Raw genomic sequence first — 26072 nt, forward strand, 5'->3', positions numbered from 1 at the left:
AACGGCGCGTGCTCCCGCTCCTCTCCCGCCTCCGGCCGGCCTGCCTGCTCACCTCAGTCCTCCTGGCACTGACCTCCGTGCCAGCCTTCCTGGTGCAGGCCTTCGCCGTGCAGGACCAACCCACGACCACGGCCCCGGAGACCTCGACGATGCTGGTGCTGGACTCCAGCGGCTCGATGGCCGAGCCCGCGGGCGGCGGCGCCACCAAGATCCAAGCGGCGAAGCAGGCGCTCCGCGACGTCGTGGCGGCCCTCCCCGACGACGCGGTGGTCGGGATGCGCGTCTTCGGCGCCGAGGTCTTCGACCGCGACCAGCCGGGCGCCTGCACCGACAGCCAGCAGGTCGTCGCGCCCGGCACCGACAACCGGGACGCGCTGCTGCGCGAGGTCGAGCGCTACCGACCCTTCGGCGAGACGCCGATCGGATTCGCGCTGCGCCAGGCCGCGCAGGACCTCGACCCCGACACGGCTCGCAGCATCGTCCTCGTCTCCGACGGCGTCGCCACCTGCGACCCGGACCCCTGCGAGGTGGCGAAGGAGCTCTCCGCCCAGGGGGTGGCCCTGCGCGTGGACGTGGTCGGGCTGGGAGTGGATGGAGCGGCCCGGGCCCAGCTTCGGTGCATCGCGGCCGTCGCCGAGGGTCGCTACTACGACGCCTCGTCCGCCGAGGAGATCGTGAGCAGTCTCTCGACCGCCAGCGAGCGTGCCCTGCGTCCCTTCGAGATCGATGGCGAGCCAGTCGTCGGCGGCGCAAGCCAGGACGAGGCCCTGCCCCTGGCCGCCGGGCGCTACGCGGACCGTCTCGTCGGCCGTGAGCAGGAGCGTTGGTACGTCTACGAGCGCACGGTGCCGGGCTCCACGGTGGTCGCCAGCTCCTACGAGCTCCAGCCCGGCGGGCTCAGCGACCTCCAGGTCGACGTGGTCGAGCCGGACGGCGGCGGCTGCGGCACCAGCACCTTCTCGACGATCGTGCCGCTGTTCACCGGCAAGAGCGACCTGGCTCCCGCCGAGGGCATGTACTCGTGCGGGGACCCCGTGCACGTCCGGGTCAGGCGGCTCGGGGACGACACGAGCCCGCTGCCCTTCGGCCTCTCGCTCGTCGAGGAGCCGCCGGTCGAGAACCTCGACTCCCTGCCCACCGACGTCGACACCTCCGTCCTCGAGGAGCCGGAGCGGGCCGGGGAGCGCGCCCGCCCCATCGTCGCCGGCACCTCCTTCGAGGACGCGCCGCCGCTCGAGCCCGGCACCACGTACGCCGCCACCGTCGTGCCGGGGGAGGTCAACGCGTTCCGCGTGCAGGTGGGTTGGGGGCAGAGCCTGGCGGTCCGGGTCGACCGCCCGGGCCTGACGCCTGCCCAGGACGAGACGATCTCCAGCTCCGGCTCGTTCTTCGACCTCCAGCTGATGAGCCCGCTGCGCGCCTCGCTCGGCGACGACCTCGACGCCGACGCGAGCACGAACCGCATCGACACGAGCACGACGGTCCAGATGACCGGCATCTCCCCCGTTGCCTGGAGCAACCGGGAGCGGGACGACGCGCACTTCCTCGCCGGCGACTACTACGTCCTCTACGGCGCGGACGTGGACGCCGCATCGTCGGCGGAGCTGCCTTACACGATCACCGTCGAGGTGCAGGGCGAGGAGTCCGGCCAGCCGGTCTACGCGAGCCCAGGGGAGCTCGTCACCAGCGGCGAGTCCCTCACCGCCACCGAGGTCAGCCCGTCCGACGAGGCCGACGAGGCCGCCGGAGGCACGACGCCGGCCCCGGCCGGGGAGGCCGAGGCCGCGGACGACGGGACGTCGGGTGATCCGGGCTGGCTTGTCCCCGTGGCAGCCGTCGTCGGCGCCCTGGTGCTGGTAACCGCCCTCGCCCTCGTCGTACGCCGTCGACGCGCGTCCTGACGCGGGACCGCCGCCGGCTCGGGCGCCCGGACGCCCCGCCGCCGACCGCACCGGTCGGGCGCCTTCACCCGCCGGTGCTCGACTGCCGCCGCGGGCGGCCTACGCTGGAGCCATGACCACCGTGGACCTGCCGCTGCTGCCGCTCGGACGCGGGCGCGACCTCTCCGCTGAGCGGGGCGTCGAGTGCCCGGGTGACCTGCCCGCCGCCTCCGACCCCGACCTCGTCGAGCGCGCACGCAAGGCCAAGGAGGCGCTGGGGGACCGTGTCTTCGTGCTGGGCCACCACTACCAGCGCGACGAGGTCATCCAGTTCGCCGACGTCACCGGCGACTCCTTCAAGTTGGCCCGCGACGCCGCCGCGCGTCCCGAGGCCGAGTTCATCGTCTTCTGCGGCGTGCACTTCATGGCCGAGTCCGCCGACATCCTGACCAAGCCCGAGCAGCAGGTCGTGCTGCCGGACCTGGCCGCCGGGTGCTCGATGGCCGACATGGCCCGGCTGACCCAGGTCGAGGCCGCGTGGGACGCGATGGCCGCCGCCGGCGTGCAGCAGCAGGTCGTGCCCGTGACGTACATGAACTCCAGCGCCGACATCAAGGCGTTCTGCGGGCGCAACGGCGGCGTGGTGTGCACCTCCAGCAACGCCCAGACCGCCCTGGAGTGGGCGTATGAGCAGCAGGGCCCGGACACCAAGGTCCTGTTCCTGCCCGACCAGCACCTGGGCCGCAACACCGCCGTGCTGCAGCTGGGCCTGTCCCTCGACGACTGCGTCGTCTGGGACCCGCACCGCCCGAACGGCGGTCTGACCGAGCAGCAGCTGCGCGACGCCCGAATGATCCTGTGGAAGGGCCACTGCTCGGTCCACGGCCGGTTCTCCGAGGACGTCGTCGACGAGCTGCGTGCCGCGAACCCCGACATCAACATCCTGGTGCACCCGGAGTGCAAGCACGAGGTCGTGCTGAAGGCCGACCTGATCGGCTCCACCGAGTTCATCATCCAGACGATCGAGGCTGCTCCTGCCGGCTCCTCGTGGGCCATCGGCACCGAGCTCAACCTCGTCAAGCGGTTGGCCGACTCCCACCCGGACAAGAAGATCGCCTTCCTCGACCGCAACGTCTGCTACTGCTCGACGATGAACCGCATCGACCTGCCCCACCTGGTCTGGGCCCTGGAGTCCCTGGTCGAGGGGGTCGTGGTCAACCGGATCGAGGTCGACCCCGAGACCGAGGCCCAGGCCCTGGTCGCGCTCGAGCGGATGCTGTCCCTGCCGGGGAAGACCGCCAAGGACTGACCGGAGCCGGCCGGCGGCGCGTCGTCCGCCGGCCGCCTCGTCAGCGGGGCAGCTCGATCCAGACCGTGGCACCGCCGCCGGGCGTCTCGGTGATCCCGATGCGGCCACGGTGGGCGTCGACGATGCGGCGCACGGTCGCCAGGCCGATGCCATGGCCCTCAACGTCCTCGTGCGCGCGCGCCAGCGGGGCGAAGACGCGCTCGCGGTCGGCCTCGGGCACCCCGAGCCCGTGGTCGACGACCTCGATCCGCCACAGGTCGCCGTCCGCGCGACCGCTGACCTCGATGCGGGCCTTCTCCCCCGGCGCGGCGAACTTCGCACTGTTGGCCACGAGGTTCTGCAGGACCGCGCGCAGCTGGACCGGGTCGCCCTCGACCGTCGGCAGGTCGCCCACGGTGAGGTCGGCACCCAGCAGCGGGACGGCCAGGTCGGCCCGGACCTCGGCCATCACGGCCGTCAGGTCGACCTGGCTGCGCCGCATCTGCCCGCCGATGCGCGCGTAGGCGAGCAGGTCGTCGATGAGGCTCTGCATCCGCTCGGCACCCCTGTTGGCGCGGGTCGCGACGTAGGCCAGCGTGTCGGCGTCCGGCTCCGGGGCCTCCATCTGCTCCTCGAGCAGCTCCAGCGACATCCGGACCGCCGACAACGGGTTGCGCAGGTCGTGGGCGACCTGGCCGGCGAAGGCCGTGAGCACCTGGTTGGAGCGCTCGAGCTCGGCCTGGGTGGCCTCCAGCGCCTTCACCGCGCTGGTCAGCTCCCGGGTGCGCAGCTCGAGCTCGAGCAGGTCGACGACCCGGTCGGCGAGCTTGACCAGCGCCTCCTCCTGGTCGTCGCCGAGCTCGCGGGGCTCGGTGTCGAAGACGCACAGCGTGCCGATCACCACGCCGGCCGGAGTGCGCAGCTGGTGGGTGGCGTAGAACCGGACGTCGCCGATCTCACCGGTCACGAACGGGTTGTCCCTGAACCGCGGGTCCTGGGAGGCGTCCGGCACGATGACCGGCTCCTTCTCGTGCAGCACCAGGTTGCACATGGAGTCCTCGCGCGCGCAGATCGAGGCGTCGAAACCCGCCGTCGCGATCTGGTGCTGCTCGGTGTCGGTGATCAGGTTGATGGTGGCCAGCGGGACCTGCGCCACCTGGGCAGCCACGTCCACCAACGCCATCAGGTCGGCGCGCGGCGGCTCGAGGAGCACCTGGTAGCGGTCGATCTCCAGCACGCGCTCGGTGTCGCTCAGCAACCTCATGACCGTCCTGTCCTGCCCCCATGTCCCACGATCCGTCCGGCACAGGGTAGGGACCCCTCCCCTGGTCAGGGAGCCGAACGCCGGCGAAAGTACCGCGGCGACGGAGAAATCACACTGCAGGACGCCTCACAGGCCCGGCGCGCCCCAGATCGCCAGCCACCGCGACATCTCCCGCTCGACGGGCAGCTCGCCGGCCAGCAGGTCCCTCAGCTGGATCTCCAGCAGGTTGTCGCGCGTCCGTGCCGCGCCGGCCTGTGGCGCGAAGGGGTAGAAGGTGCCCTGCTTGTAGAGGTAGACCAGCCCGGCCCGTCGGCCGGTCGCGTCCGCGAACGGGACCAGCGAGCACAGCAGCCCCGGTCCGAAGCCGTGGGACTCCAGGGTGGTGTTGACCGCGTGCAGGTCGGTGACCAGGCCCTCCACGTCGTCGGGGTCGTCGTCGACCACCAGCCAGGTGAAGCCGAACTCGTCGTGCTCGAGGCGTACGTCGGGCGCGTCGGCCGCACCCCGCAGGAGCTCGACGATCTCCTGCTCGGCCTGCGCGAAGGCGGCACCGCCCGCGGGGCGGTAGCAGACCGCCCCGAGGCCGGTGGGCGCGAGGCCGACGGCAGCCCGCAGGGTGATCGCGGCCGAGGGCACCGCGAACAGCGCGTCGAGGTTGGCCTGCTTGGGGCGGCTGCGGCCCAGGATCGAGTCGAGCAGTCCCATCAGCGTCGACCGCTCACGGGGTCGGCCTGCCGAGCTCGGCCTGGATCCGGGCCAGCTGCTCGAGCCGCTGCTCGAGAGTGGGGTGGGTGGAGGTGAGGGTCCGCAGCGAGACGCCCTTGATGGCCGGGGCGATGAAGAACGCGTTCATGGCCTGGCTGGCACGCAGGTCGCGGTCGGGGATGGCGTTCATCCCCCCGCTGATCTTCTGCAGCGCCGAGGCCAGGGCCGCCGGCTTCATCGTCAGGTAGGCGCCGGCCCGGTCGGCCGAGAGCTCGCGGTAGCGCGAGAGAAGCTTGAGGAGCAGGAAGCTGACGGCGTACACGACCATGCTGACGAGCAGCATCAGCAGCCACACCGGCAGCGCGGAGTTCCCGTCGCGGCGGTTACCGCCGAACATCGCGCCGTACTGCGCCCCCTGGGTGACCATCCCGGCCACGATGCCCGCCGAGGACGCCACGGTCATCACCAGGACGTCGCGGTGCGCGACGTGCGCCAGCTCGTGGGCGAGCACACCCTCGAGCTCCTCGACGGTCAGCAGCTGAAGGATGCCGGTCGTCACGACGACCACCGAGCGGTCCGGCGAGCGACCGGTGGCGAAGGCGTTGGGCATGCTGGTGTCGGCCACGCCGACGCGCGGTTTGGGCATGTCGGCGAGCACGCAGAGCCGGTCGATCATCGCGTGCAGCTCGGGCGCCTGCTGCGGGGTGACCTCACGGGCCCGCATCGCCTTCATGGCCACGGTGTCGCTGCTCCACCACTGGTAGAGCGCGATGCCGATGCCGACGAGGCCGATGAAGGGGACCAGGGTTCCGTACCCGGACCCGGCCGCCACGGCCATCAGGCCGACGACGAGCAGGACGAAGAGCCCGCCGAGCAGGAACATGACCGTCGTCATCCGGGCGGTCAGCCCGGCGTCACCGACGAAACGAGTACGCGCCATGCCCCCAGTCTCCCTGGCCGTCCCAAGAGCAACCTGAGCGGCTCAGGCGCGGTCCTCGGGCTGCTCGACCTTCTCCTCGGCGGCTTCGAGGATCGGACCCGAGCCCGCCGACTCGCCCGAGGTGATCGCGTCGGGCGCGGGCTTGCCGCCCTTCATCGCGGCCAACTCGGCCTCGACGTCGGCCTGGCTGCTCATCGACTCCAGCTCACGGGCGATGTCGTCGCCGGCGTTGAGCGAGGAGGCGTCATCGAGGGCACCGGAGGCGATCAGCTCGTCGATGGCGCCGGCACGGGCCTGCATCTGGGCGGTCTTGTCCTCGGCGCGGGCGATCGCGGCGCCCACGTCACCGAACTCGTCACCGATGCCGGAGACCGCCTCGTTGATGCGCGTCTGGGCCTCGGCCGCGGTGTAGGTCGCCTTGATGGTCTCCTTGCGGGTGCGGAAGCTCTCGACCTTGGCCTGCAGTCGCTGCTGGGCCAGCGTGAGCTTCTCCTCCTCGCCCTGGAGCTGCGCGAGCTGCACCTTGAGGTCGTTGATCTGGCCGGTGAGACCCGACTTGCGGGTCAGCGCCTCGCGGGCGAGGTCCTCGCGGCCCATGTCGATGGCCTTCTGGGCCTGGTCGGTCAGCTTGGCGGCCTGCTGCTCGAGCTGGTTGATCTGCAGCTCGACCCGCTTGCGGCTGGTGGCGACGTCGGCGACGCCACGGCGCACCTTCGTCAGGAGCTCCAGCTGCCGCTGGTAGCTGTAGTCCAGCGTCTCGCGCGGGTCCTCGGCACGGTCGAGCGCCTTGCTGGCCTTCGACTTGAAGATCAGGGTGAAGCGCTTCCAGAGGCTCATGGTGACGGTCCTTCTCGCACGAGGTCGTGGTCGGTGTGTCTCGGGGTCGCCCCTCACCCTACGGCTCCGCGGCAACGCGCGGGCAGGGGTCCGGTCGCCACCGGTAGTCTGGGGACTCGTCCGCGGCGTCCACGACGGACCCCGCGGCCCGCACCAGTCCCCGCAGCAGACAGGCCCACGTTGTTCCGTCGTTCGAAGTCCGAGTCGGCCCCCGAGACCCCCGAGACCACGTCCGCGACGACCGGCGCGTCGGCGCGCACCACGCCGGGCAAGGGGCGCCCGACCCCGTCGCGCAAGGAGGCCGAGGCCGCCGCGAAGGCCCGCGCCAAGGTCCCGCGCACCCGCAAGGAGCAGGCCGCCGCCGCGCGGGTCGCGCGCGCCGAGAACTCCGCCAAGGTCCGCGAAGGCATGAAGGCCGGTGACGAGCGCTTCCTGCTGCCCCGCGACAAGGGCCCGGTGCGCCGGTTCATCCGCGACTACGTCGACTCGCGGTTCTCCTTCATCGACGTGATCGTGCCGGTGCTGATCGTCACGATGATCCTCAGCTACTCCGGCAACCAGACCCTCGCCGGGATCGGCAGCACCGTCCTCATGCTCACGGTGCTCCTGGTGATCGTCGACATGATCCAGCTCCGGTTCCGGGTCCGCCGTCAGCTGGCCCAGCGCTTCCCGGGCGAGAGCACCAAGGGCACCACCTGGTACGCCATCAGCCGGGCGATGCAGATGAAGTTCATGCGGATGCCCAAGGCGCAGGTCAAGATCGGCCAGCAGCTCCCCGAGCACTACCGGTGAGCCCCTCGGCCGACGTCTCGGTCCGCGTCGCCTGGGCCGAGGACGCCGCGGCGATCGCCGCGCTCCAGCTGCGCGCCTGGCCGCAGATGTACGCCGACGTGCTGCCGCCCGAGGCGTTCCCCACCGGTCCGGAGGCGCTCGACGCCGCGACCCGCACCTGGGAGCAGTCGCTCGCCCGCCCGACCGACGCCCGGCAGCGGGTGCTGGTCGCCCTCGAGCGCAACCGCGTGGTCGGCTTCGCGCTGACCGGGCCGGCCACCGACCCCGACTGCGACTCGGTCGCCGACGGCGAGCTCTCCGAGATCGTCCTCGACCCTGACGAGCGCCGTCAGGGGCACGGAAGCCGGCTGCTCCAGGCTGCGGTCGACACGCTGCGCGCGGACCGGTTCGAGCGGGCCGTCACCTGGCTGGTGGCCTCCGACGATGCGCTGCGCGGCTTCCTCGACGGTGCGGGATGGGCACCCGACGGCGCGCACCGCGAGCTCGACCTCGACGGCGCCGGGACGGTCCGCGTCAAGCAGGTGCGGCTGCACACCGACCTGCGCCAGTGAGCGACCGGCCACTCGAGTCGCACGCCGAGGCGCAGCGACGCGTCGTCCGCGACAGCCTCGGCGTCGGGATCGCCACCGGCCTGTACGGCGCCTCCTTCGGCGCGGTGTCGGTGGCCTCCGGGCTCGACGTCGTCCAGACCTGTGCGCTGTCGCTGCTGATGTTCACCGGTGCCTCGCAGTTCGCCCTCGTCGGGGTGCTGGGCTCCGGCGGCTCGGCCGTCACCGGCGCCCTGACCGCAGCCCTGCTCGGCACCCGCAACACCCTGTACGGCCTGCGGCTCGCACCCTTGCTGGGCTGGCGCGGCGCCCGCCGCTTCGGTGCGGCCCACCTGGTCATCGACGAGTCGACCGCCATGTCGATCACGCGTCCCAGCCGCGCGCTGGCGCGCACCGGCTTCCTCACCACCGGCTGGAGCGTCTTCGTCCTGTGGAACCTCTTCACGCTGCTCGGCGCGATCGGCGGCGCGGTGCTCGGCGATCCGCGGACCTACGGTCTGGACGCGGCGGTCGGGGGTGCGTTCCTGGCCCTGCTGTGGCCACGGCTGCAGGACCGTGACGGCCGCCGGCTGGCGCTCACCGCCGCGGCCGTCGCCCTGCTCGCGGGCCCCCTGGTGCCCTCCGGCCTCCCGGTGCTGGTCGCCGGTGGTGTCGCGCTCGTGGTCGGCGTGCTGCACGCCCGGCGGGAGGCACCGTGAGCGCGTGGTGGGCGGTGCTGGGCGGAGCGGCGGCCTGCTACCTGCTGAAGCTGGCCGGCCTCTCGGTCCCTGCCTCGGTGCTGGACCGCCCCCTCGTGCGTGCCGTCGCCGACCGGCTCCCGATCGCCCTCCTGGCCGGACTGATAGCCGTGCAGGTCCTCGCCGGCGACCGGGGCGTGGTGCTCGACGCCCGGGCGGCCGGACTGCTCGCCGCGCTGGTGCTGCTGCTGCTCCGGGCGCCGTTCCTGGTCGTGGTCGTGGGATCGGCACTCACGGCAGCCGTGCTGCGCCACGTGGGCCTGATGTCGTGACGGAACCCGCCCCGGATCACTCCGGGGCGGGATCCGCACAGCACCGATGGCCCCTCCCCCACGGAGGGCGTCGGCACCGCTGGGGCCGCACCGTTTCCGTTCGGTGCGGACCCGCGGGGGGCGTCCCGGCCCGAGATGGGCGGGGTCGACGCGAGCAGCCTGGCAGAGGTCCAGACCACCTGGGAACCCGTGGGTCGCCTCAGGTTCCTGCAGTGCGAGTTCCTGCAGTCCGAGGTTCTGCAGTGCGAGTTGCTGGGGCCGAGCACCGGTGGGCGACGACCGGCGCAGCGACCAGCAGCCACCCGCTCAGTCCAGGTCGAGCAGCTTCTCCAGTCCGACGGTGAGGCCGGGCCGGTCGGCGATGGCACGCAGCGAGGCCAGCACGCCGGGGGTGAAGGACGCGCGGTCCATCGAGTCGTGGCGGATCGTGAGGGTCTCCCCCACCCCGCCGAGCACGACCTCCTGGTGGGCGACCATCCCGCGGATGCGCAGGCCGTGGACACGGACACCGTCGACGTCGGCGCCGCGGGCCCCCTCGAGCGCGGTGCTCGTCGCGTCCGGCGCGGCGCCGAGGCCGGCCTCGCGCCGCGCGGCGGCCACCAGCTCGGCGGTACGGCGGGCCGTGCCCGAGGGTGCGTCCGCCTTGTCGGGGTGGTGCAGCTCGACGATCTCCACCGGCGCCGGGCCCAAGTCGGCGAGGTCGCAGCTCAGCACCAGCCGCCGTTCCTCGAGGTCGCCGGTGCGGACATACATCCATGACGACGTCGGGGTGGGTGAAGTCCACGACGGCCTCGGCTCCCGCATCGACCAGGGCGGCGATGTCGTCCCCTGCGTCCACCGAGGCCACGAGCTCCAGGTCCTCCGCCGACTCCACGGCACGGCACACCTCGCTGCCGACCTTGCCCCGGGCGCCCAGGACACCGACCCTGCTCACGGTTGCGCTGACTGCGTTCTCCACGCGGGCCAGCGTTCCACATGGGGCACCTCGCACGTGACGCAGACCGCCCGGTCGCGACACCCGTGGTCGACCCCGCCACCGGTTCACCGACGCTTCTGGCAATCTTGGCCCCATGGTGCTGCAGACGATCCCCGCCCGGATCCGTTGGTCGGTCGACCTCATGGACGTCCAGCCGGGAGACCACGTGCTGGAGATCGGGTGTGGCCCCGGCTACGGCGCGGAGCTGATCTGCAGTCGCCTGGAGACCGGCAAGCTCTTCGCGATCGACCGGTCGGAGTCCGGGGTCGACCGCACCAAGCGTCGCTGCGCGAAGTACCTCGAGTCCGGCCGGCTGACGGTGCGCCAGATCGACCTCGCGACCCTGCGGGTGCCCGTCAAGCGCCTGCACAAGGTCTACGCCTTCAACGTCAACCTCTTCTGGGTCCGCGACTGCAGTGACGAGGTCGCCCTGCTGCACGAGCGCGTGCTGCCCGGCGGGGCCGTCTACATCTTCTTCGAGGCCACGCGTCCCGACCAGGTGGCCGAGATCGTCGAGAAGACCTCCGCCGCCCTGTCCAGCGCCGGCTTCCGGGTCTCGGTCGTCCAGCGCAAGGTGCCGGCCTGCGTGGGGATCATCGGTAGACGTTAGGTCTCAACCTGATGATGACCCTATATTAGGTTTCAGCCTGATGAAGGGTCGTGAGGAGGGCGCTGTGGCTGCACGGGGCACGGATCCGCCGGTCGGCATCGTGCTGACCGTGGACCAGCGCGGCAGTCGCACGGCCCCCGACGCCGTCGCGGACCTCCTCGCCACGCTCGACCCGCGACCGACACGGCTCGCCTTCCGCCGGACCGCCGGCGACGAGGTCCAGGGGCTCGTGCACGAGGCCGAGCACCTGCCGAGCCTGGTGGAGGCCGTGCTGCGGGACGGGCGGTGGCGGGTCGGCATCGGCATCGGTGCGGTCGAGCTCCCCCTGCCCGGGGACGTGCGCGAGGCACGAGGTGCCGCGTTCGTCCACGCCCGCGAGGGGGTCGACGCCGCACGTCAGGCTCCCGGTCGGGTGCGCGTCGTCGGTGGCGCCACGCCCGAGGAGGTCGCGAGCGCGCGGGCCCTCGAGGCAGCGATCTGGCTGTGGGCCGCGCTGCTGGACCGGCGTACCGACCGTGGCTGGGAGGTCGTCGACCTGCTCGACGCCGGGCGCACCCACGAGCAGGCAGCGCGTCATCTCGGGATCTCCCAGAGCGCGGTCACCCAGCGGGCACGGGCAGCCGGCGTGGTCGAGGGCGAGCGGGCCCGCGAGCTGGTGGCGCACCTGGCCGGCACGGCCCTCGCACGCGCGAGGGAGGACGTCCGATGACGTGGGAGGTCGACGCCGGCGGGGCGATGCTGCTGGTGCTGCTGACGGCCGCGCTGGTCGCCGCGTCCTGGGCCTGGGCGCCGCGGGGCCGTCGGGTGTGGGCACCTGCCGCGCTGGGCCTGCTGGCTGCGGCCCTCGCCTGGTCCGGGGCCGCCGACCTGACGCTGGCCGGGGACGCGCCACGCTCGCTGCTGGTCGCGCTCGCCGGCGCCCTCGCGGTCCTCGGGGGCGGACCGGTGACCACCTCGTTGTTCGCCCTGGTCGATGCCGAGGGTCATGCCCGGGGTGACCTCGAGGGTGACGTCGAGGGAGACGCCGAACATGACACAGGGACCGGCCCTGACTCCGACTCCGCCCAGGACGCCGACACCCTCGAGCGGGCCGGTCAGCTGCTGCGCGGCGGCGCGTGGATCGGTGTCCTGGAGCGTGCCGGCGTCGTGGCCGCGCTGGTCGCGGGCTGGCCCGAGGGACTGGCCGTCGTGCTGGCCCTCAAGGGGCTGGGGCGCTACCCCGAGCTGCGCAACGCCGGCACCGGCGCGGTGGCCGAGCGCTTCATCATCGGCACCTTCACCAGCGTGTTGTGGGCCGCATCCTGCGCAGCCTGCGTGGTGCTTGCCTGACGGCGCAGCCGCGCGCAGCCGGCGAGCGGGCCGGTACGTCGGGCTGGCGGTCAGGCCGGGCCGACCACCGCGAGCACCTCGGGTCGCGAGAAGATCTCCGCCGCCACCGCGCGCACGTCCTCGATGCTCACCTCGTCGATGTGGGTCAGCACCTCGTCGAGGGTGAGCAACCGGTCGTGCACGAGCTCGGACTTCCCCAGCCTGGCCATGCGCGACCCCGAGTCCTCCAGGCCGAGCACCAGCCCGCCCCGCAGCTGGCCCTTGCCGCGCTCGAGCTCTTCGGCGCTGATCCCCTCCCGGGCGACCAGCCCCAGCTGCTCGCGGACGACCGAGAGCACCTCGTCCTGCTTGGCGGGCAGGCACCCGACGGAGACGCCGACCAGCCCGGAGTCGGCGTGGTGGGAGGCGAACGCGTAGACCGAGTAGGCCAGGCCACGACGTTCCCGGACCTCCTGGAACAGCCGCGACGAGGTCCCGCCCCCGAGGGCGGTGCTGAGGATCGACAGCGCGAAGCGGCGGGGGTCGTTGCGGGCGATGCCCTCCATCCCGAGCACGAGGTTGACCTGCTCGAAGGGACGGATCGTCGAGGCGGTGCCGGGGTGGACGGGCGCGGGCGCGCCCTCCCCCAGGCGCGAGACCGGCGCCTCGGTGCGGTCCAGGAACCCGTTGCGACCGAAGGCGGCCTCGACCTGCGCGACCACGTGGTCGTGCTCGACGTTGCCGGCCACCGACACCACGATCGTCGCGGGTCGGTAGTGCGTGCGGTGGAACTGCGCCACCTGGTCACGGGTCATGGCGGTGATGGACTCGACGGTCCCGGCGATCGGACGTCCGAGCGCGGTGTGCTCCCCGAAGGCCTGGGCCGCGAACAGGTTGTGCACCACGTCGTCGGGGTCGTCGTCGTGCATCGCGATCTCGTCGAGGATGACGTCGCGCTCGGCGGCGACGTCCTCGGGGGTGATCAGGGAGTCGGTGATCATGTCGCCGAGCACGTCCACCGCCAGGTCGAGGTCCACGTCGAGGACCCGTGCGTGGAAGCAGGTGTACTCCTTGGCGGTGAAGGCGTTGAACTCGCCCCCGACGGCGTCCAGGGCCACCGAGATGTCCATCGCCGAGCGGCTCCCCGTGCCCTTGAACAGCACGTGCTCGAGGAAGTGGGAGCAGCCGTGCAGCGTCTCGTCCTCGTCGGCGGACCCGACCCCGACCCAGACCCCGATGCTGGCCGAGCGCACCCCGGCCATCTGCTCGGTGACGATGCGCAGCCCCGAGGGGAGCAGCGTGCGGCGTACGACGGAGGTGACCAGCCCGTCGTCGTCGGTCGTCTCCGACAGCGTGCTGGTCAGGTGCGCTGTGCTCTCGGGGCTGCCAGGGGTGCCGGGGGTGCCGGCGGGGGTGCTCGTGCTGGTGCTCATCGGGTCGCTCCGGTCTGTCCGTGGCGGTGAAGCGACCGACCCGCCCGAGCCGGTGGCTCGGGCGGGTCGGTCACGGCGTGCTGGTGAGGATCACTCCTCGGAGGCGGCCTCCTCGGCGGCCTCGCCCTCGGCGCCCTCCTCCTCGACCACGGGGGTCAGGGAGAGCTTGCCGCGGTCGTCGATCTCGGCGATCTGGACCTGGATCTTCTGGCCGACCGAGACGACGTCCTCGACGGCGTCGACACGCTTGCCGCCGGCGAGCGAACGCAGCTTGCTGATGTGCAGCAGGCCGTCCTTCCCGGGCATCAGCGAGACGAACGCACCGAAGTTCGTCGTCTTGACGACGGTGCCGAGGTAGCGCTCGCCGACCTCGGGCATCGTCGGGTTGGCGATCGCGTTGATCGCCGACCGAGCGGCCTCGGCGGCGGCACCGTTGGTGGCACCGATGTAGATGGTGCCGTCGTCCTCGATGGAGATCGAGGCCTCGGTGTCGTCCTGGATCTGGTTGATGACCTTGCCCTTGGGACCGATCACCTCGCCGATCTTGTCGACCGGGATCTTGATGGTGATGATCCGAGGCGCGGTCTGCGACATCTCCTCGGGGGCGTCGATGGCCTCGGCCATGACGTCGAGGATGGTCAGGCGGGCGTCCCGGGCCTGCTTGAGCGCGGCACCGAGGACCTCGGCGGGGATGCCGTCGAGCTTGGTGTCGAGCTGCAGCGCGGTCACGAACTCACGGGTGCCGGCGACCTTGAAGTCCATGTCGCCGAACGCGTCCTCGGCACCGAGGATGTCGGTGAGGGCCACGTAGGTGGTCTGGCCGTCGATCTCACCGGAGACCAGGCCCATCGCGATGCCGGCGACCGGCGCCTTGAGCGGCACACCGGCCTGCAGCAGCGACAGGGTCGAGGCGCAGACCGAGCCCATCGAGGTCGAGCCGTTGGAGCCCATGGCCTCGGAGAGCTGACGGATCGCGTAGGGGAACTCCTCGCGGTCGGGCAGCACCGGCAGCAGCGCGCGGCGCGCCAGGGCGCCGTGGCCGACCTCGCGGCGCTTGGGCGAGCCCACGCGACCGGTCTCACCGGTGGAGAACGGCGGGAAGACGTACTTGTGCATGTAGCGGCGGTGCTTCTCCGGGGAGAGCGTGTCGAGCTGCTGCTCCATCTTGAGCATGTCCAGCGTGGTGACACCCAGGATCTGGGTCTCGCCGCGCTCGAACAGCGCCGAGCCGTGCACCCGCGGGATCAGGCCGACCTCGGCGTGCAGCGGACGGATGTCGGCCAGGCCGCGGCCGTCGATGCGGACCTTGTCGCGCAGGATCGACTCGCGCACCAGCGCCTTGTTCAGCGAGCGGAACGCCGCGCCGAGCTCCTTCTCGCGACCCTCGAACTGGCCGGCGAGGCGGTCGAGCAGCGCGTCCTTGATCTCGTCGGTGCGGTCCTGGCGCTCCTGCTTGTCCGCGATCTTCATCGCGGCCGCGAGGTCCTCGCGGGCAGCGGACTCGACCGCGGCGTAGACGTCGTCCTCGTAGTCGAGGAAGACCGGGAAGTCCTGGACCGGCTTGGCCGCGGCGGCGGCGAGCTCGGACTGGGCCTCGCAGAGCTGCTTGATGAAGGGCTTCGCGGCGTCGAGGCCCTGGGCCACGACGGTCTCGTCGGGCGCCTGAGCACCGGAGGAGATCTTGCCGAAGGCGGTCTCGGTGGCCTCGGCCTCGACCATCATGATGGCGACGTCGCCGGCGTCGGTGACGCGACCGGCCACGACCATGTCGAAGACGGCGTCCTCGAGCTGGGAGTGGGTCGGGAACGCGACCCACTGGCCGTCGATGAGGGCGACGCGCACGCCGCCGACCGGGCCGGAGAACGGCAGGCCGGAGAGCTGGGTGGACATCGACGCGGCGTTGATCGCGAGGACGTCGTAGGGGGTGTCGGGCTCGAGGGCCAGGACGGTGATGACGACCTGGACCTCGTTGCGCAGGCCCTTCTTGAAGGTCGGGCGCAGCGGACGGTCGATGAGGCGGCAGGTGAGGATCGCGTCCTCGCCCGGGCGGCCCTCGGAGCGGAAGAACGAGCCGGGGATCTTGCCCGCGGCGTACATCCGCTCCTCGACGTCGATGGTGAGGGGGAAGAAGTCGAACTGGTCCTTCGGGTGCTTCCCGGCCGTCGTCGCCGAGAGCAGCATCGTCTCGTCGTCGAGGTAGGCCGTGACGGAGCCGGCGGCCTGGCGGGCCAGGAGGCCGGTCTCGAACTTGACGGTACGGGTGCCGAACGAGCCGTTGTCGATGACGGTCTCGACGGCGGAGATCACGGGCTCAGCCGTGTGGGACTCGGTCAAGAGTGTTCCTTCTGAGGTTGCAGAGCATCCCGCTGCGTCCCGCGAAGAGGTGCCGGTCTTCGATCGAGGCCCGCAGTCGCGTCGCACGGGTGCGAGCTCTGAGAGCCACTACCGAGGACCGAGCCGGGCGAGCGGGTCACTCCTGGTGTGGATGGTTGTTCAGTTGTACGACGCCGAGCCTAGTGGTCGGGGCCGGAAATGCGTCGGAGCGGCCGCCCGCGTTCGGGCGACCGCTCCGCCCTCGAGGTCTGAGGGGTGCGTCAGCGGCGCAGGCCGAGACGCTCGATGATCGAGCGGTAGCGCTCGATGTCGCTCTTGTTCAGGTAGTTCAGCAGGCGGCGGCGCTGGCCGACCAGCAGCAGCAGGCCACGACGGCTGTGGTGGTCGTGCTTGTGCTGCTTGAGGTGCTCGGTCAGGTGGGAGATGCGGTGCGAGAGCAGAGCGATCTGCACCTCCGGCGAGCCGGTGTCGCCCTCGGTCGTGGCGTACTCGGCGATGATCTTCTTCTTGGTCTCCGCGTCGGTACCGATCGACATACGGGTCTCCTTCCGGCTCCGGGTCTCCCCTGGGCCTGTTCGCTGCGCGGCGCGCCGGGGCCTGTTCACCCGGGCACTCTCGATCCGCGGCCGTTGGACGGCAACCGGACGAGAATAGGCCCCGCACGGGCGAGGGTGGAAATCCTCGCCCGCACGGGGCCCATGGCCCGCGCTGCGGGTCAGACGTCGTGGTGCGAGGAGGTGCGGCGCTCGGTGACCGACCCGTCGGGGTGCGTGGTCGTGGCGACCGTGCCCGACTCGCGACGGCGGTTGAGCGTGACGGCGGTCAGCACCAGCAGGGCGACGCCGACGATGGTCATGATCCAGCCGATCATCTGCAGGTCCACGCCCTCGACGGCGTCCTGGACGGCCAACGCCAGGATCAGTCCGACGACGACGAGGAAGCCTCCGGCTCCGTAACCCATGGTGTTCTCCTCTCGGTGCGGGCGCGGCGTGCGCCCGTCAGGCGTGTGGGGTGATGCCTTCGACTCTTGTGCCCGGTGCGGCCGACGGATCTCTCACCCGACCGGGTAAGAGTGCTGCTCAGCCCCGCGCGGGCCGGCGGTGGCACGATGCCGTCATGGGCCTGCTCGCGGACTCCCCGATCCCCTCCGGCTTCACCGGCACCCGGCTGGGGGTGTGCAACCTGTGCGAGGCGATCTGCGGCCTGCGGGTCACCTTCACCGACGGTGAGGTCACCGGCATCCGCGGCAATCCCGAGGACCCGCTCTCGCGGGGGCACGTCTGCCCCAAGGGCGTCTCCCTGGCCGACGTGCACGCCGACCCGGACCGGTTGCGCCGGCCGGTGCGCCGGGTCGGGACCGGCGAGGCCGCCCGGTGGGAGGAGATGGAGTGGGAGGAGGCCCTCGACCTGGTGGCCGACCGGCTCGCGGCCACCTCGCGCGAGCACGGCCGCGACGCGGTCGGCGTCTACCTCGGCAACCCCAACGCCCACTCGCTCGGCTCCGCCACCCACGGGACGGCCTTCGTCCGCAGCCTCCGGACCCGCAACCGCTTCAGCGCCTCGTCGGTGGACCAGGTCCCCCACCAGTTCCTCGCCTGGCAGATGTTCGGCCACCAGCTGCTGCTGCCGGTGCCGGACATCGACCGCACCGACCTCTTCCTCGTCATCGGTGCCAACCCGATGGCCTCCAACGGCTCCCTGATGACCGTGCCCGACTTCCCGCGACGCGTCCGTGCGCTGCACGAGCGCGGCGGCCGGATGGTCGTGGTCGACCCTCGACGCACCGAGACGGCCAAGGTCGCCGACGAGCACCTGTTCGTCCGGCCCGGCAGCGACGCCGCGCTCCTCCTGGCGCTCGTCCACGTGCTGCTGCGCGAGGACCTGGTGACCCCACCGGCGTACGTCGACCACCTCGAGGACCTCCCGGGCCTGGTCGCCGACTTCACCCCCGAACTCGCCGAGCGGGTCAGCGGCGTGCCGGCCACCGACGTCGAGCGCCTGGCACGGGAGCTGGCCGCCGCCGACCGCGCCGCGGTCTACGGTCGGCTCGGCGTCTCCACCCACGGCTTCGGCTCGATCTGCCAGTGGGCCGTCACCCTGCTCAACGTCCTGACCGGCAACCTGGACCGCGAGGGCGGGGTGATGTTCCCCGAGCCCGCCATCGACACGGTCGGGCGCCGCATCGTCTCCCCCGGCCACCACGACGTGTGGCGCAGCCGCGTCCGCGAGCTGCCGGAGTTCGCCGGGGAGCTCCCGGTCTCGGCCCTGCGCGAGGAGATCGAGACGCCCGGGGAGGGACAGATCCGGGCGATGGTCACGATCGCCGGCAACCCCGTCCTCTCGACGCCCGACGGGCGGCGGCTGGCCGACGCGCTCGACTCCCTGGACTTCATGGTCGCGATCGACATCTACCTCAACGAGACCACCCGTCACGCCGACGTGGTCCTCCCGGTGACGACCGCCCTGGAGCGCGACCAGTACGACCTGGTCTTCCACGGCCTGGCGGTGCGCAACACCGCCCGCTTCACCCCGGCGCTCCTGCCCAAGGAGAAGGGCACCCGACACGACTGGGAGGTCTTCGGGGCGTTGGCGCGCCGGCTCTCGGCACGGCTGGGGAAGAAGCTGCCGCTCCGGGCGCGGCTCCAGCAACGGGCCCGGATGACCGCCAGCCCGCGGCTCCTCCTGCCGCTGCTGCTGCGCGGCAACCGCTACGGCCTGACCTGGCGGGCGCTGCGGCGCCACCCCGAGGGCGTCGACCTGGGGCCGCTGCGTCCCTGCCTGCCCGAGCGCCTGCAGACCCCGGACAAGCGGGTGGACCTCACCCCCGCCCTCGTCGTCGACGACCTGGCGCGTCTGCGTGCCTCGCTGGAGAGCACGCCCACGACCGCCGCGGACGAGCTGCTGCTCATCGGCCGTCGCCACGCACGCGACTGCAACTCCTGGCTGCACAACTCCGATCGGCTCACCCGGGGCAGGCCGCGGCACCAGCTCCTGGCCCACCCCGACGACCTGCGCGAGCGCGGCCTCGCCGACGGCGACGTGGTGACGGTCTCCAGCCGGGTCGGCTCGGTCGAGGTCGAGTGCGCCGCGAGCGAGGACCTGATGCCCGGCGTCGTGTCGCTTCCGCATGGCTACGGCCACGCGCTGCCCGGGGTGCGGCTCTCGCACGCCAGCACGGTGCCGGGGGTCTCGATCAACGACCTGACCGACCCCGAGCGGCTCGACGTCTCGGGCAACGCGGCCCTCAACGGCACCCCGGTGCGGCTCAGCCCTGCCGCCGCTCCCGCAGGGTGAGGTAGACCGCCCGGACGCCGACGGCCCGCTCGAGCTCGCGGGTCACCAGGCCGAAGAACTGCTCCCGGTAGGCCTCGTCGGTCACCGTCGACACGGTCAGGTAGAGCAGCGAGAAGGAACCCAGGAACAGCGACACCTTGCCCAGCGGGACCGAGACCTGCGCGAGGTAGGGCAGCGTGTGGATGTCCTCACGACCCAGGCCCGTCCACGACTCCTGCACGTCGACGCCCATGGTGAGAGCGCCGAAGAGCAGGAAGAACCCGAAGACGGTGCCCGCCAGCAGCAGCACCTGGACGAACTGCACGATCACCAGGAACAGCACCAGGTTGCCGCGCTCGAAGCCGGTCACCGTCGCGCGCCCCACCGGGTCCGCCCCCGGGTCGGCCAGCAGCTCCTCGCACGCCTCCTCCAGCGGCGTACGACGGCAGGCGCGGCGCAGGAAGTCCTCGTCCACCGCGTCGTCGGCCCGGTCGACCTCCTCGGGCAGGCGCACCAGCAGGAAGGCGACCGCCATGCCGACGAACAGCAGCACCACGAGCCACAGCGTGCCGGTCTGCAGCGAGGCCGCCAGCTGCCAGACCTCGGCGTTGATGAACAGGAAGGTCACGAAGATCAGCAGCAGCGGCAGGGCACGCGTCATCTGGGGCAGCAGCGAGGGCAGCGAGGACGCGGTGCGCCGCAGCGCCCACGCCAGGATCGGTCGCACGTGCAGCACGGTGAGGGCGTAGGAGACGACGGCCAGCAGCACCAGGGTCAGGACGACCGCCGGGGCCGCCGACACCTGGGAGGTCAACCACGCCAGGGCCACCCCGGCGCCCGCAGCGACCAGCGCGACCAGCAACAGCCGTGGGACGGTGCGCCGAGGCGAGAGTGCCTCGCGCGCCTCGCGCCGCCGCTCCGGCACGAAGTAGGACAACCCGTTGGCGAGGAACCACGCATCGGCGGCCGCGACCGGGTCGCCGTCGCGGCCGCCTCGGTCGTGACGACCGGGCAGGACCATGCCTCAGCCCGCCAGGAGGTCGCGCGCGCGGTCGACGTCCTCGGCCATCTGGACGACCAGCTCGTCGACGGAGTCGAAGGTGACCATGCCGCGCAGGCGCTCCACGAACGTGACCTCGACCTCGACGCCGTAGAGGTCCAGGTCGCTGCGGTCCAGGACGTAGGACTCCACCCGCCGGGCCCGCTCGCCGTGGAACGTGGGGTTGGTGCCCACGCTGATCGCGGCGGGGAGGGACTCACCGGTGTCGAGCCGAATCAACCGCCCGGCGTACACGCCGTCGGCGGGGGCCGCGGTCATCGCGTCGGTCGGGACGTTGGCGGTGGGGTAGCCCAGCTCGCGGCCGCGCTGGTCGCCCTTCACCACGGTGCCGCGGACGGAGTACGGGCGGCCGAGGGCCTGCGCCGCCCCCGAGACGTCCCCCGCGGCCAGGCAGGTGCGGACGTAGGTCGACGACCAGACCTGCGGACCACCGTCGAGCGGTATCCCCTCTGCGGTGAAGCCGTGCCGGGCACCGGACTCGGTGAGCGTCGCGACGTCGCCGCCCGCGCGGTGGCCGAAGCGGAAGTTGGCGCCCACCACCACGGCCGAGGCGTGCAGGGCGTCGACCAGCACCCGCTGGACGAACTCCTCCGGTGACCAGGACGCCACCTCGCGGTCGAACGGCAGCGCAAGGACCGCGTCGGCGCCGGCGTCGGCCAGCAGGGCGGCGCGAGTCTCGAGCGAGGTGAGCGCGGTGGGTGCGTGCTCGGGACGCAGGACCGCCATCGGGTGCGGGTCGAAGGTCACCGCCACCAGCAGCAGGCCACCCTCGTCGGCGACCGCCCGCGCCCGCGAGAGCACCTGGCGGTGGCCGAGGTGGACACCGTCGAAGTTGCCGATGACGACCGCAGTAGGCCCGAGGTCGTCCGGCACGTCGTCCCAGGACCGCCAGAGCTGCACGTCAGCACCCTACTGGCGCTCGGTCACCCCGCCGGGCAGCAGGTCACTCCACGACGCGGATCTTGGCGGTGACGGCCTCGGCGATCTCGGGGGTGACGTCGGTGATGCCGTGCTCGGCCGCCGCGTGGGAGGCGACCTCGGTGAACAGCTGCTCCTGGGACGCGGCGCTGAAGCTGGTCGGGCAGCCGGGCATCACGTCCCCGCACGCGAGCTGGAACTTCATGGGGTCTCCTCCTGGTGGTGGGGGTCTGCGGCGGGCGGGTCGGGCACCCGTACCCAGAGCACGCCGTGGTGCTCGTCCTGCTCCATGCCCACCGTGCCGCCGTGCACGACGGTGAGCGCCCGGGCGAGGTAGAGACCGACGGTGATGCCGGACTGCCCACCTTCCGGGGAGTCGAACGGCTCGAAGAGCGCGCGGGCGGTCGCCGGGTCGACCGGGTCGCCCTCGCGGACGATCCGGAGCTCGGTCCAGGGCGCCTCCCGGCGTACGTCGAGGCGGACACGCTGCGGAGCGGGCCTGGTCGTCATCGCGGCCTTCCACAGGTCGCGCACGATCCGCGGGAACAGGTCGAGGTCGACGTGGAGGACGACGTCGGCGCCGTCCCCACCGATGTCGTCGGGCAACGTGAGGGAGGCGGCGACCTCACCGACGGTGATCGGGTGGGGGTCCGGCTCGACGCGTCCCAGCATCGCGGCCGTCAGCAGCTCGACCTCGCCGGTGCGCTCGTCCAGCAGGTCGAGCGCGGCCTGCAGGCGCACCAGCGCCTGCTCCCGGGACGCAGCGTCCGCCGACATGTCCCCGAGCAGCCCGACCCAGGCCTGGGCGACCGCCAGGGGCGAGCGCAGGCCGTGCGTGAAGACGCTGAGGAACCGGTCCCGCTGACGCGCGAGGTCAGGGCCGGGACGATTGGTGACCGCGGCCGTGCCGGCCTCGGTGAAGGCCTGCGTCCACCGGTGCAGCAGCGCAGGGTCGACGCCGTGACGCTCGGCCACGGCCGGGGCCCGGCCGCCGGCGAGCACGTCGAGCACTGCCGCGACGCGCGCGTCGGTGGCCTCCCCCATCCGACCACCCTCGATGACGCGCGGCCCGCGGAACCGCATGCGGGTCATCCCCGGCCCCTCTCTCCCACCGGCGAGGCTAGTACGACGAGGGCGACCCGGGACAGGGTCGCGAGCACTTTCGGCTCGACCGGCCGGTGGGCATGGCCCGTTCGGGCCACGTCCGGACCGCGGACGGTCACGGAGCGCCGAGCCCCATGACCGGACGTCGGGTCAGACGAAGACCGCGACCGCGCGGGCGACGCCGTCCCGCGGCTCGTAGAGGGCCAGGAACTCCCCGCTGGGGTCGAAGAGGGCCGTGAGCCCGGCCAGGTCGCGCTCGAGGGCGCGTCCCACCCGGACCGAGCCCGCCTCGTCCTCGTCGAGGTCGATCGACGAGAAGGCGGCACGGGCAGCGTCGGCGATCGGCACCACGCTCGCGTCGTCCTCGAGCTCCTCCAGCGTCCGGGCGACGCCGAGGTCGTAGGGCCCGACCGCGGTACGACGCAGCGCGGTGAGGTGCCCGCCCACGCCCAGCGCGGCGCCGACGTCGCGGGCGATGGCGCGGACGTAGGTGCCCGAGGAGCAGCGGACCGAGATGTCGACGTCGAGGTGCTCCCCCACGACCCGCTGGTCGCCGACCACGAGCTCGTGCACGGTGACCGGTCGGGCCTTCAGCTCGACCTGCTCGCCGTCACGGACACGCTGGTAGGCGCGCTTGCCGTCGACCTTGATCGCCGAGACGGCCGTCGGGACCTGCTCGATGTCGCCGACCTGGGTGCCGAAGGCAGCCGCGACCGCAGCGGGGTCCAGCGAGGCGGCCGGGGTCGTGGCGACGACCTCGCCGTCGGCGTCGTCGGTGGTCGTGCTGACCCCGAGGCGCACCGTCGCGTCATAGGCCTTGTCGGTGAGCATCAGGTGCCCGAGCAGCCGCGTGGCGCGACCGACACCGAGCACCAGGACACCGGTGGCCATCGGGTCCAGGGTGCCCGCGTGACCGACCTTGCGGGTCCCGACGAGCCGCCGGACCCGACCGACCACCCCGTGCGAGGTGATGCCGCCGGGCTTGTCGACGACGACCAGCCCGGGCTCGGTCACGCCCGGTCGTCCCGGTCGTGGTCGTCGTGCTCGTCCTCGTCGTGGTCCTCGTCGAGGTCGCGGGGCTTCTTGTAGGGGTCCTCCTCGCCGGCGTACGCCTCACCGCGCGCCGCCGCGACCGCCTCGTCCTGCGCCTTCGCGCGGGCGAGGACCTCCTCGAGGTGGCGGGCGGTCTCGGGCAGGGCGTCGGCGACGAAGGTCAGCGTCGGGACGTGGCGCATGCCGAGCTGCTTGCCGACCTCCGAGCGCAGCAGGCCCTTGGCCGACTCCAGCGCCGCGGCCGTCGAGGCCAGCTGGGCCTCCTGGTCCTCGGGTGAGCCGAGCACGGTGTAGAAGATCGTGGCCTGCTGGCTGTCGCCGGAGACCCGGACGTCGGTGATGGTGACGAAGCCGAGGCGCGGGTCCTTGATCCGGCGCTCGAGCATCTCGGCCACGATCACCTGGATCCGGTCGGCGATCTTGCGCACGCGCGGGTTGCTCATGGGGTCTTTCTACTCCTGGGGCGGGACCCGGTGGGGTCCTGGGGCTGGACGGCCGACGCCGGGCCGGTCCGTGGTGACGGACCGGCCCGGCGTACGGGGTGGAGCGGTGCGGTGCTCAGCCGCGCGGGATCTCCCTCATCTCAAAGGCCTCGACGAAGTCGCCTTCCTTGATGTCCTGGAAGTTGCGCAGGACCAGACCGCACTCGAAGCCCTCGCGGACCTCGGAGGCGTCGTCCTTCTCCCGCTTGAGCGAGGCCAGGTCGAGGTTGTCGGCCACCACGGCGCCGTCGCGCACGAGGCGGACCTTGGCGTTGCGGCGGATGAGGCCCTCGGTGACCATGCAACCGGCGATGTTGCCGATCTTGCTGGAGCGGAAGATGGCCCGGATCTCGGCCTTGCCGAGCGAGACCTCCTCGTACTCCGGCTTGAGCATGCCCTTGAGCGCGGCCTCGATCTCCTCGATGGCCTGGTAGATCACCGAGTAGTAGCGGATCTCCACGCCCTCGCGGTCGGCCATCTCGGTCGCCTTGCCCTGCGGACGGACGTTGAAGCCGATGATGATCGCGTCGGAGGCGGCGGCCAGGTCGACGTTGGTCTCGGTGATCGCACCGACACCGCGATCGATGACACGGATGCCGACCTCGTCGCCGACGTCGATCTTCGACAGCGCGTCCTCGAGCGCCTCGACCGAACCGGACACGTCGCCCTTGAGGATGAGGTTGAGCTCCTGGCTCTCGCCCTTCTCCATGGAGGCCATGAAGTCCTCGAGCGAGCGGCGGACGCGGCGCTTGGCCTGCATGGCCGCACGCTCGCGCGCCTCGCGCTTCTCGGCGATCTGGCGGGCCATCCGGTCGTCCTCGACGACGATGAAGTTCTGACCGGCGCCCGGGGCGGCGTTCAGACCCAGCACCATCGCGGGGCGCGACGGGTCGGCCTCCTCGATGTTCTCGCCGTGCTCGTCGAGCATGGCGCGGACACGGCCGTAGGCCGGGCCGGCGACGATCGAGTCACCCACGCGCAGCGTGCCTCGCTGGACCAGGACGGTCGCGACGGGGCCGCGGCCGCGGTCGAGGTGCGCCTCGACGACCAGGCCCTGGGCGTCCTGGGTCGGGTTGGCCCGCAGGTCCAGCGACGCGTCGGCGGTCAGGACGACGGCCTCGAGCAGCTTGTCGAGGTTGAGCTCGGACTTGGCCGAGACGTCGACGAACATCGTGTCGCCGCCGTACTCCTCGGGCACCAGGCCGTACTCGGCCATCTGGCCGCGCACCTTGGTCGCGTCGGCCTCGGGGAGGTCGATCTTGTTGACCGCGACCACGATCGGCACACCCGCGGCCTTGGCGTGGTTGAGCGCCTCGACCGTCTGCGGCATGACACCGTCGTTGGCCGCGACCACCAGGATGGCGATGTCGGTGGCCTGCGCACCACGGGCACGCATGGCGGTGAACGCCTCGTGGCCCGGGGTGTCGATGAAGGTGATGCGGCGCTCGTTGTCGTCGACGTCGGTGGTGACCTGGTAGGCGCCGATGTGCTGCGTGATGCCACCGGCCTCCTTGTCGACCACGTTAGCAGAACGCAGCGCGTCGAGGAGCTTGGTCTTTCCGTGGTCGACGTGACCCATGACGGTGACGACGGGCGGGCGGACCACGAGGTCCTCCTCGCCACCCTCGTCCTCGCCGAACTCCAGGTCGAAGGACTCGAGCAGCTCGCGGTCCTCGTCCTCGGGCGAGACGATCTGGATGACGTAGTTGAGCTCCTCACCGAGCAGCTCGAGCGTCTCGTCGTTGACCGACTCGGTCGCGGTCACCATCTCGCCGAGGTGGAAGAGCATCTGCACGAGCTGGGCGGCGTCGACGCCGACCTTCTCGGCGAAGTCGGTCAGCGAGGCGCCGCGCGCCAGCCGGACGGTCTCGCCGTTGCCCTTGCGGACGCGCATGCCGCCCAGGGTCGGGGCCTCCATGGCCTCGAACTCCTGGCGACGGGCCCGCTTCGACTTGCGACCACGACGCGAGGGACCGCCGGGACGACCGAAGGCACCCTGGGTCTGGCCGCGCTGGCCGGGACGACCGCCACCGGGACGACCGCCACCGGCGAAGCCGCCACCACCGGGCCGACCGGCACCGGGGGCGCCGCCACGACCGGGGGCACCCCCGCGACCGGGCGCGCCGGGACGACCGCCGGGACCGGGGCGACCCGGGGCCGGACGACCGCCGGGACCCTGGCCGAAGGCGGCCGGGGACTTGGGCATCATCGCCGGGTTGGGACGCGGCATGCCCGGGCGACCGGGAGCGCCACCGTCA

General features: G+C 72.2%; 25 protein-coding genes and 1 pseudogene. 10 read left to right on the top strand and 16 right to left on the bottom strand.

The window, feature by feature from the left end:
* The first annotated feature begins 8 nt into the window (after nt 1-8).
* On the top strand, nt 9-1901 hold the full coding sequence (locus A6R01_RS05610) for a VWA domain-containing protein (RefSeq protein WP_292604365.1): 1893 nt from the start codon (nt 9-11) through the stop codon (nt 1899-1901).
* 112 nt (nt 1902-2013) lie between these two features.
* Nucleotides 2014-3189: a quinolinate synthase NadA gene (nadA, locus tag A6R01_RS05615; protein ID WP_292604367.1), complete on the top strand. Its 1176-nt coding sequence runs from the start codon at nt 2014-2016 to the stop codon at nt 3187-3189.
* Nucleotides 3190-3229: 40 nt separating this feature from the next.
* On the opposite strand, the gene A6R01_RS05620 is transcribed toward nadA, so the two are convergent.
* The 4 genes from A6R01_RS05620 to A6R01_RS05635 all read right to left on the bottom strand — a co-directional run bounded on the left by A6R01_RS05620 (nt 3230) and on the right by A6R01_RS05635 (nt 6914).
* The gene (locus tag A6R01_RS05620; protein ID WP_292604369.1) at nt 3230-4432 is read right to left on the bottom strand and encodes a GAF domain-containing sensor histidine kinase; all 1203 of its coding nucleotides are present in this window, start codon (nt 4430-4432) and stop codon (nt 3230-3232) included.
* Nucleotides 4433-4558: 126 nt separating this feature from the next.
* Nucleotides 4559-5137 (bottom strand): hypothetical protein, encoded by a 579-nt coding sequence (locus A6R01_RS05625; RefSeq protein WP_292604371.1) that lies wholly within the window; start codon nt 5135-5137, stop codon nt 4559-4561.
* A 13-nt stretch (nt 5138-5150) separates the two neighbouring features.
* On the bottom strand, nt 5151-6077 hold the full coding sequence (gene htpX / locus A6R01_RS05630) for a zinc metalloprotease HtpX (protein ID WP_292604373.1): 927 nt from the start codon (nt 6075-6077) through the stop codon (nt 5151-5153).
* A gap of 42 nt (nt 6078-6119) precedes the next feature.
* Nucleotides 6120-6914 carry a PspA/IM30 family protein gene (locus tag A6R01_RS05635; protein ID WP_292604375.1) on the bottom strand — a complete coding sequence of 265 codons (795 nt, stop codon included), beginning with the start codon at nt 6912-6914 and terminating at the stop codon, nt 6120-6122.
* 180 nt (nt 6915-7094) lie between these two features.
* Here A6R01_RS05635 and A6R01_RS05640 point away from each other — a divergent pair, with 180 nt between their 5' ends.
* From A6R01_RS05640 to A6R01_RS05655, 4 genes are read left to right on the top strand one after another with little or no spacing between them, the layout of a single operon-like run.
* The gene (locus tag A6R01_RS05640; RefSeq protein WP_292604377.1) at nt 7095-7706 is read left to right on the top strand and encodes a DUF3043 domain-containing protein; all 612 of its coding nucleotides are present in this window, start codon (nt 7095-7097) and stop codon (nt 7704-7706) included.
* Nucleotides 7703-8257: a GNAT family N-acetyltransferase gene (locus tag A6R01_RS05645; RefSeq protein ID WP_292604379.1), complete on the top strand. Its 555-nt coding sequence runs from the start codon at nt 7703-7705 to the stop codon at nt 8255-8257. Before A6R01_RS05640 ends, A6R01_RS05645 begins: the two co-directional genes overlap by 4 nt.
* The gene (locus A6R01_RS05650; RefSeq protein WP_292604381.1) at nt 8254-8952 is read left to right on the top strand and encodes an AzlC family ABC transporter permease; all 699 of its coding nucleotides are present in this window, start codon (nt 8254-8256) and stop codon (nt 8950-8952) included. Before A6R01_RS05645 ends, A6R01_RS05650 begins: the two co-directional genes overlap by 4 nt.
* Nucleotides 8949-9263 (top strand): AzlD domain-containing protein, encoded by a 315-nt coding sequence (locus A6R01_RS05655; protein ID WP_292604383.1) that lies wholly within the window; start codon nt 8949-8951, stop codon nt 9261-9263. Before A6R01_RS05650 ends, A6R01_RS05655 begins: the two co-directional genes overlap by 4 nt.
* A 306-nt stretch (nt 9264-9569) precedes the next feature.
* Here A6R01_RS05655 and A6R01_RS05660 read toward each other — a convergent pair.
* A pseudogene (locus A6R01_RS05660) lies at nt 9570-10197 on the bottom strand (dihydrodipicolinate reductase C-terminal domain-containing protein).
* A 136-nt stretch (nt 10198-10333) separates the two neighbouring features.
* Here A6R01_RS05660 and A6R01_RS05665 point away from each other — a divergent pair.
* The 3 genes from A6R01_RS05665 to A6R01_RS05675 all read left to right on the top strand — a co-directional run bounded on the left by A6R01_RS05665 (nt 10334) and on the right by A6R01_RS05675 (nt 12178).
* Nucleotides 10334-10849, top strand: coding sequence for a trans-aconitate 2-methyltransferase (locus A6R01_RS05665; RefSeq protein ID WP_292604385.1), 516 nt, complete (start codon nt 10334-10336; stop codon nt 10847-10849).
* Nucleotides 10850-10913: 64 nt separating this feature from the next.
* Nucleotides 10914-11558, top strand: a complete 645-nt coding sequence (locus A6R01_RS05670; protein WP_292604387.1) for a transposase — start codon at nt 10914-10916, stop codon at nt 11556-11558.
* Nucleotides 11555-12178 (top strand): hypothetical protein, encoded by a 624-nt coding sequence (locus tag A6R01_RS05675; RefSeq protein ID WP_292604389.1) that lies wholly within the window; start codon nt 11555-11557, stop codon nt 12176-12178. Before A6R01_RS05670 ends, A6R01_RS05675 begins: the two co-directional genes overlap by 4 nt.
* Before the next feature lie 50 nt (nt 12179-12228).
* Here the strand turns inward: A6R01_RS05675 and A6R01_RS05680 are convergent, their stop codons facing one another.
* The 4 genes from A6R01_RS05680 to A6R01_RS05695 form a co-directional block, all read right to left on the bottom strand.
* A complete protein-coding gene (locus A6R01_RS05680; RefSeq protein WP_292604391.1) occupies nt 12229-13590 on the bottom strand; it encodes a pitrilysin family protein in 1362 nt (453 codons plus the stop codon).
* A gap of 90 nt (nt 13591-13680) precedes the next feature.
* Nucleotides 13681-15924, bottom strand: coding sequence for a polyribonucleotide nucleotidyltransferase (locus A6R01_RS05685; RefSeq protein WP_292604393.1), 2244 nt, complete (start codon nt 15922-15924; stop codon nt 13681-13683).
* Between the two features lie 260 nt (nt 15925-16184).
* Complete coding sequence (rpsO, locus tag A6R01_RS05690; protein WP_292604395.1) at nt 16185-16460, bottom strand: 30S ribosomal protein S15; 276 nt, start codon at nt 16458-16460, stop codon at nt 16185-16187.
* Between the two features lie 179 nt (nt 16461-16639).
* A complete protein-coding gene (locus A6R01_RS05695; protein WP_292604397.1) occupies nt 16640-16885 on the bottom strand; it encodes a DUF6458 family protein in 246 nt (81 codons plus the stop codon).
* Between the two features lie 155 nt (nt 16886-17040).
* On the opposite strand from A6R01_RS05695, the gene A6R01_RS05700 reads away from it, so the two are divergent.
* Nucleotides 17041-19218, top strand: coding sequence for a molybdopterin-dependent oxidoreductase (locus A6R01_RS05700; protein WP_292604399.1), 2178 nt, complete (start codon nt 17041-17043; stop codon nt 19216-19218).
* Here the strand turns inward: A6R01_RS05700 and A6R01_RS05705 are convergent.
* From A6R01_RS05705 to infB, 7 genes are all read right to left on the bottom strand, one after another.
* Nucleotides 19190-20218 (bottom strand): hypothetical protein, encoded by a 1029-nt coding sequence (locus A6R01_RS05705; RefSeq protein ID WP_292604401.1) that lies wholly within the window; start codon nt 20216-20218, stop codon nt 19190-19192. The genes A6R01_RS05700 and A6R01_RS05705 overlap by 29 nt on opposite strands.
* A gap of 3 nt (nt 20219-20221) precedes the next feature.
* Nucleotides 20222-21157: a bifunctional riboflavin kinase/FAD synthetase gene (locus A6R01_RS05710; protein WP_292604403.1), complete on the bottom strand. Its 936-nt coding sequence runs from the start codon at nt 21155-21157 to the stop codon at nt 20222-20224.
* A gap of 43 nt (nt 21158-21200) precedes the next feature.
* Nucleotides 21201-21380, bottom strand: coding sequence for a DUF1059 domain-containing protein (locus A6R01_RS05715; RefSeq protein ID WP_292604405.1), 180 nt, complete (start codon nt 21378-21380; stop codon nt 21201-21203).
* On the bottom strand, nt 21377-22267 hold the full coding sequence (locus tag A6R01_RS05720) for an ATP-binding protein (protein ID WP_292604407.1): 891 nt from the start codon (nt 22265-22267) through the stop codon (nt 21377-21379). Before A6R01_RS05720 ends, A6R01_RS05715 begins: the two co-directional genes overlap by 4 nt.
* A 162-nt stretch (nt 22268-22429) precedes the next feature.
* Nucleotides 22430-23293 carry a tRNA pseudouridine(55) synthase TruB gene (truB, locus tag A6R01_RS05725; RefSeq protein WP_292604409.1) on the bottom strand — a complete coding sequence of 288 codons (864 nt, stop codon included), beginning with the start codon at nt 23291-23293 and terminating at the stop codon, nt 22430-22432.
* On the bottom strand, nt 23290-23775 hold the full coding sequence (gene rbfA / locus A6R01_RS05730) for a 30S ribosome-binding factor RbfA (protein ID WP_292604411.1): 486 nt from the start codon (nt 23773-23775) through the stop codon (nt 23290-23292). Before rbfA ends, truB begins: the two co-directional genes overlap by 4 nt.
* A gap of 115 nt (nt 23776-23890) precedes the next feature.
* The coding region (gene infB / locus A6R01_RS05735; RefSeq protein WP_292604413.1) for a translation initiation factor IF-2 at nt 23891-26072 on the bottom strand (2182 nt) is incomplete at its 5' end.

Source organism: Nocardioides sp. REDSEA-S30_B4, assembly GCF_001627265.1.
Taxonomy (GTDB): domain Bacteria; phylum Actinomycetota; class Actinomycetes; order Propionibacteriales; family Nocardioidaceae; genus Nocardioides.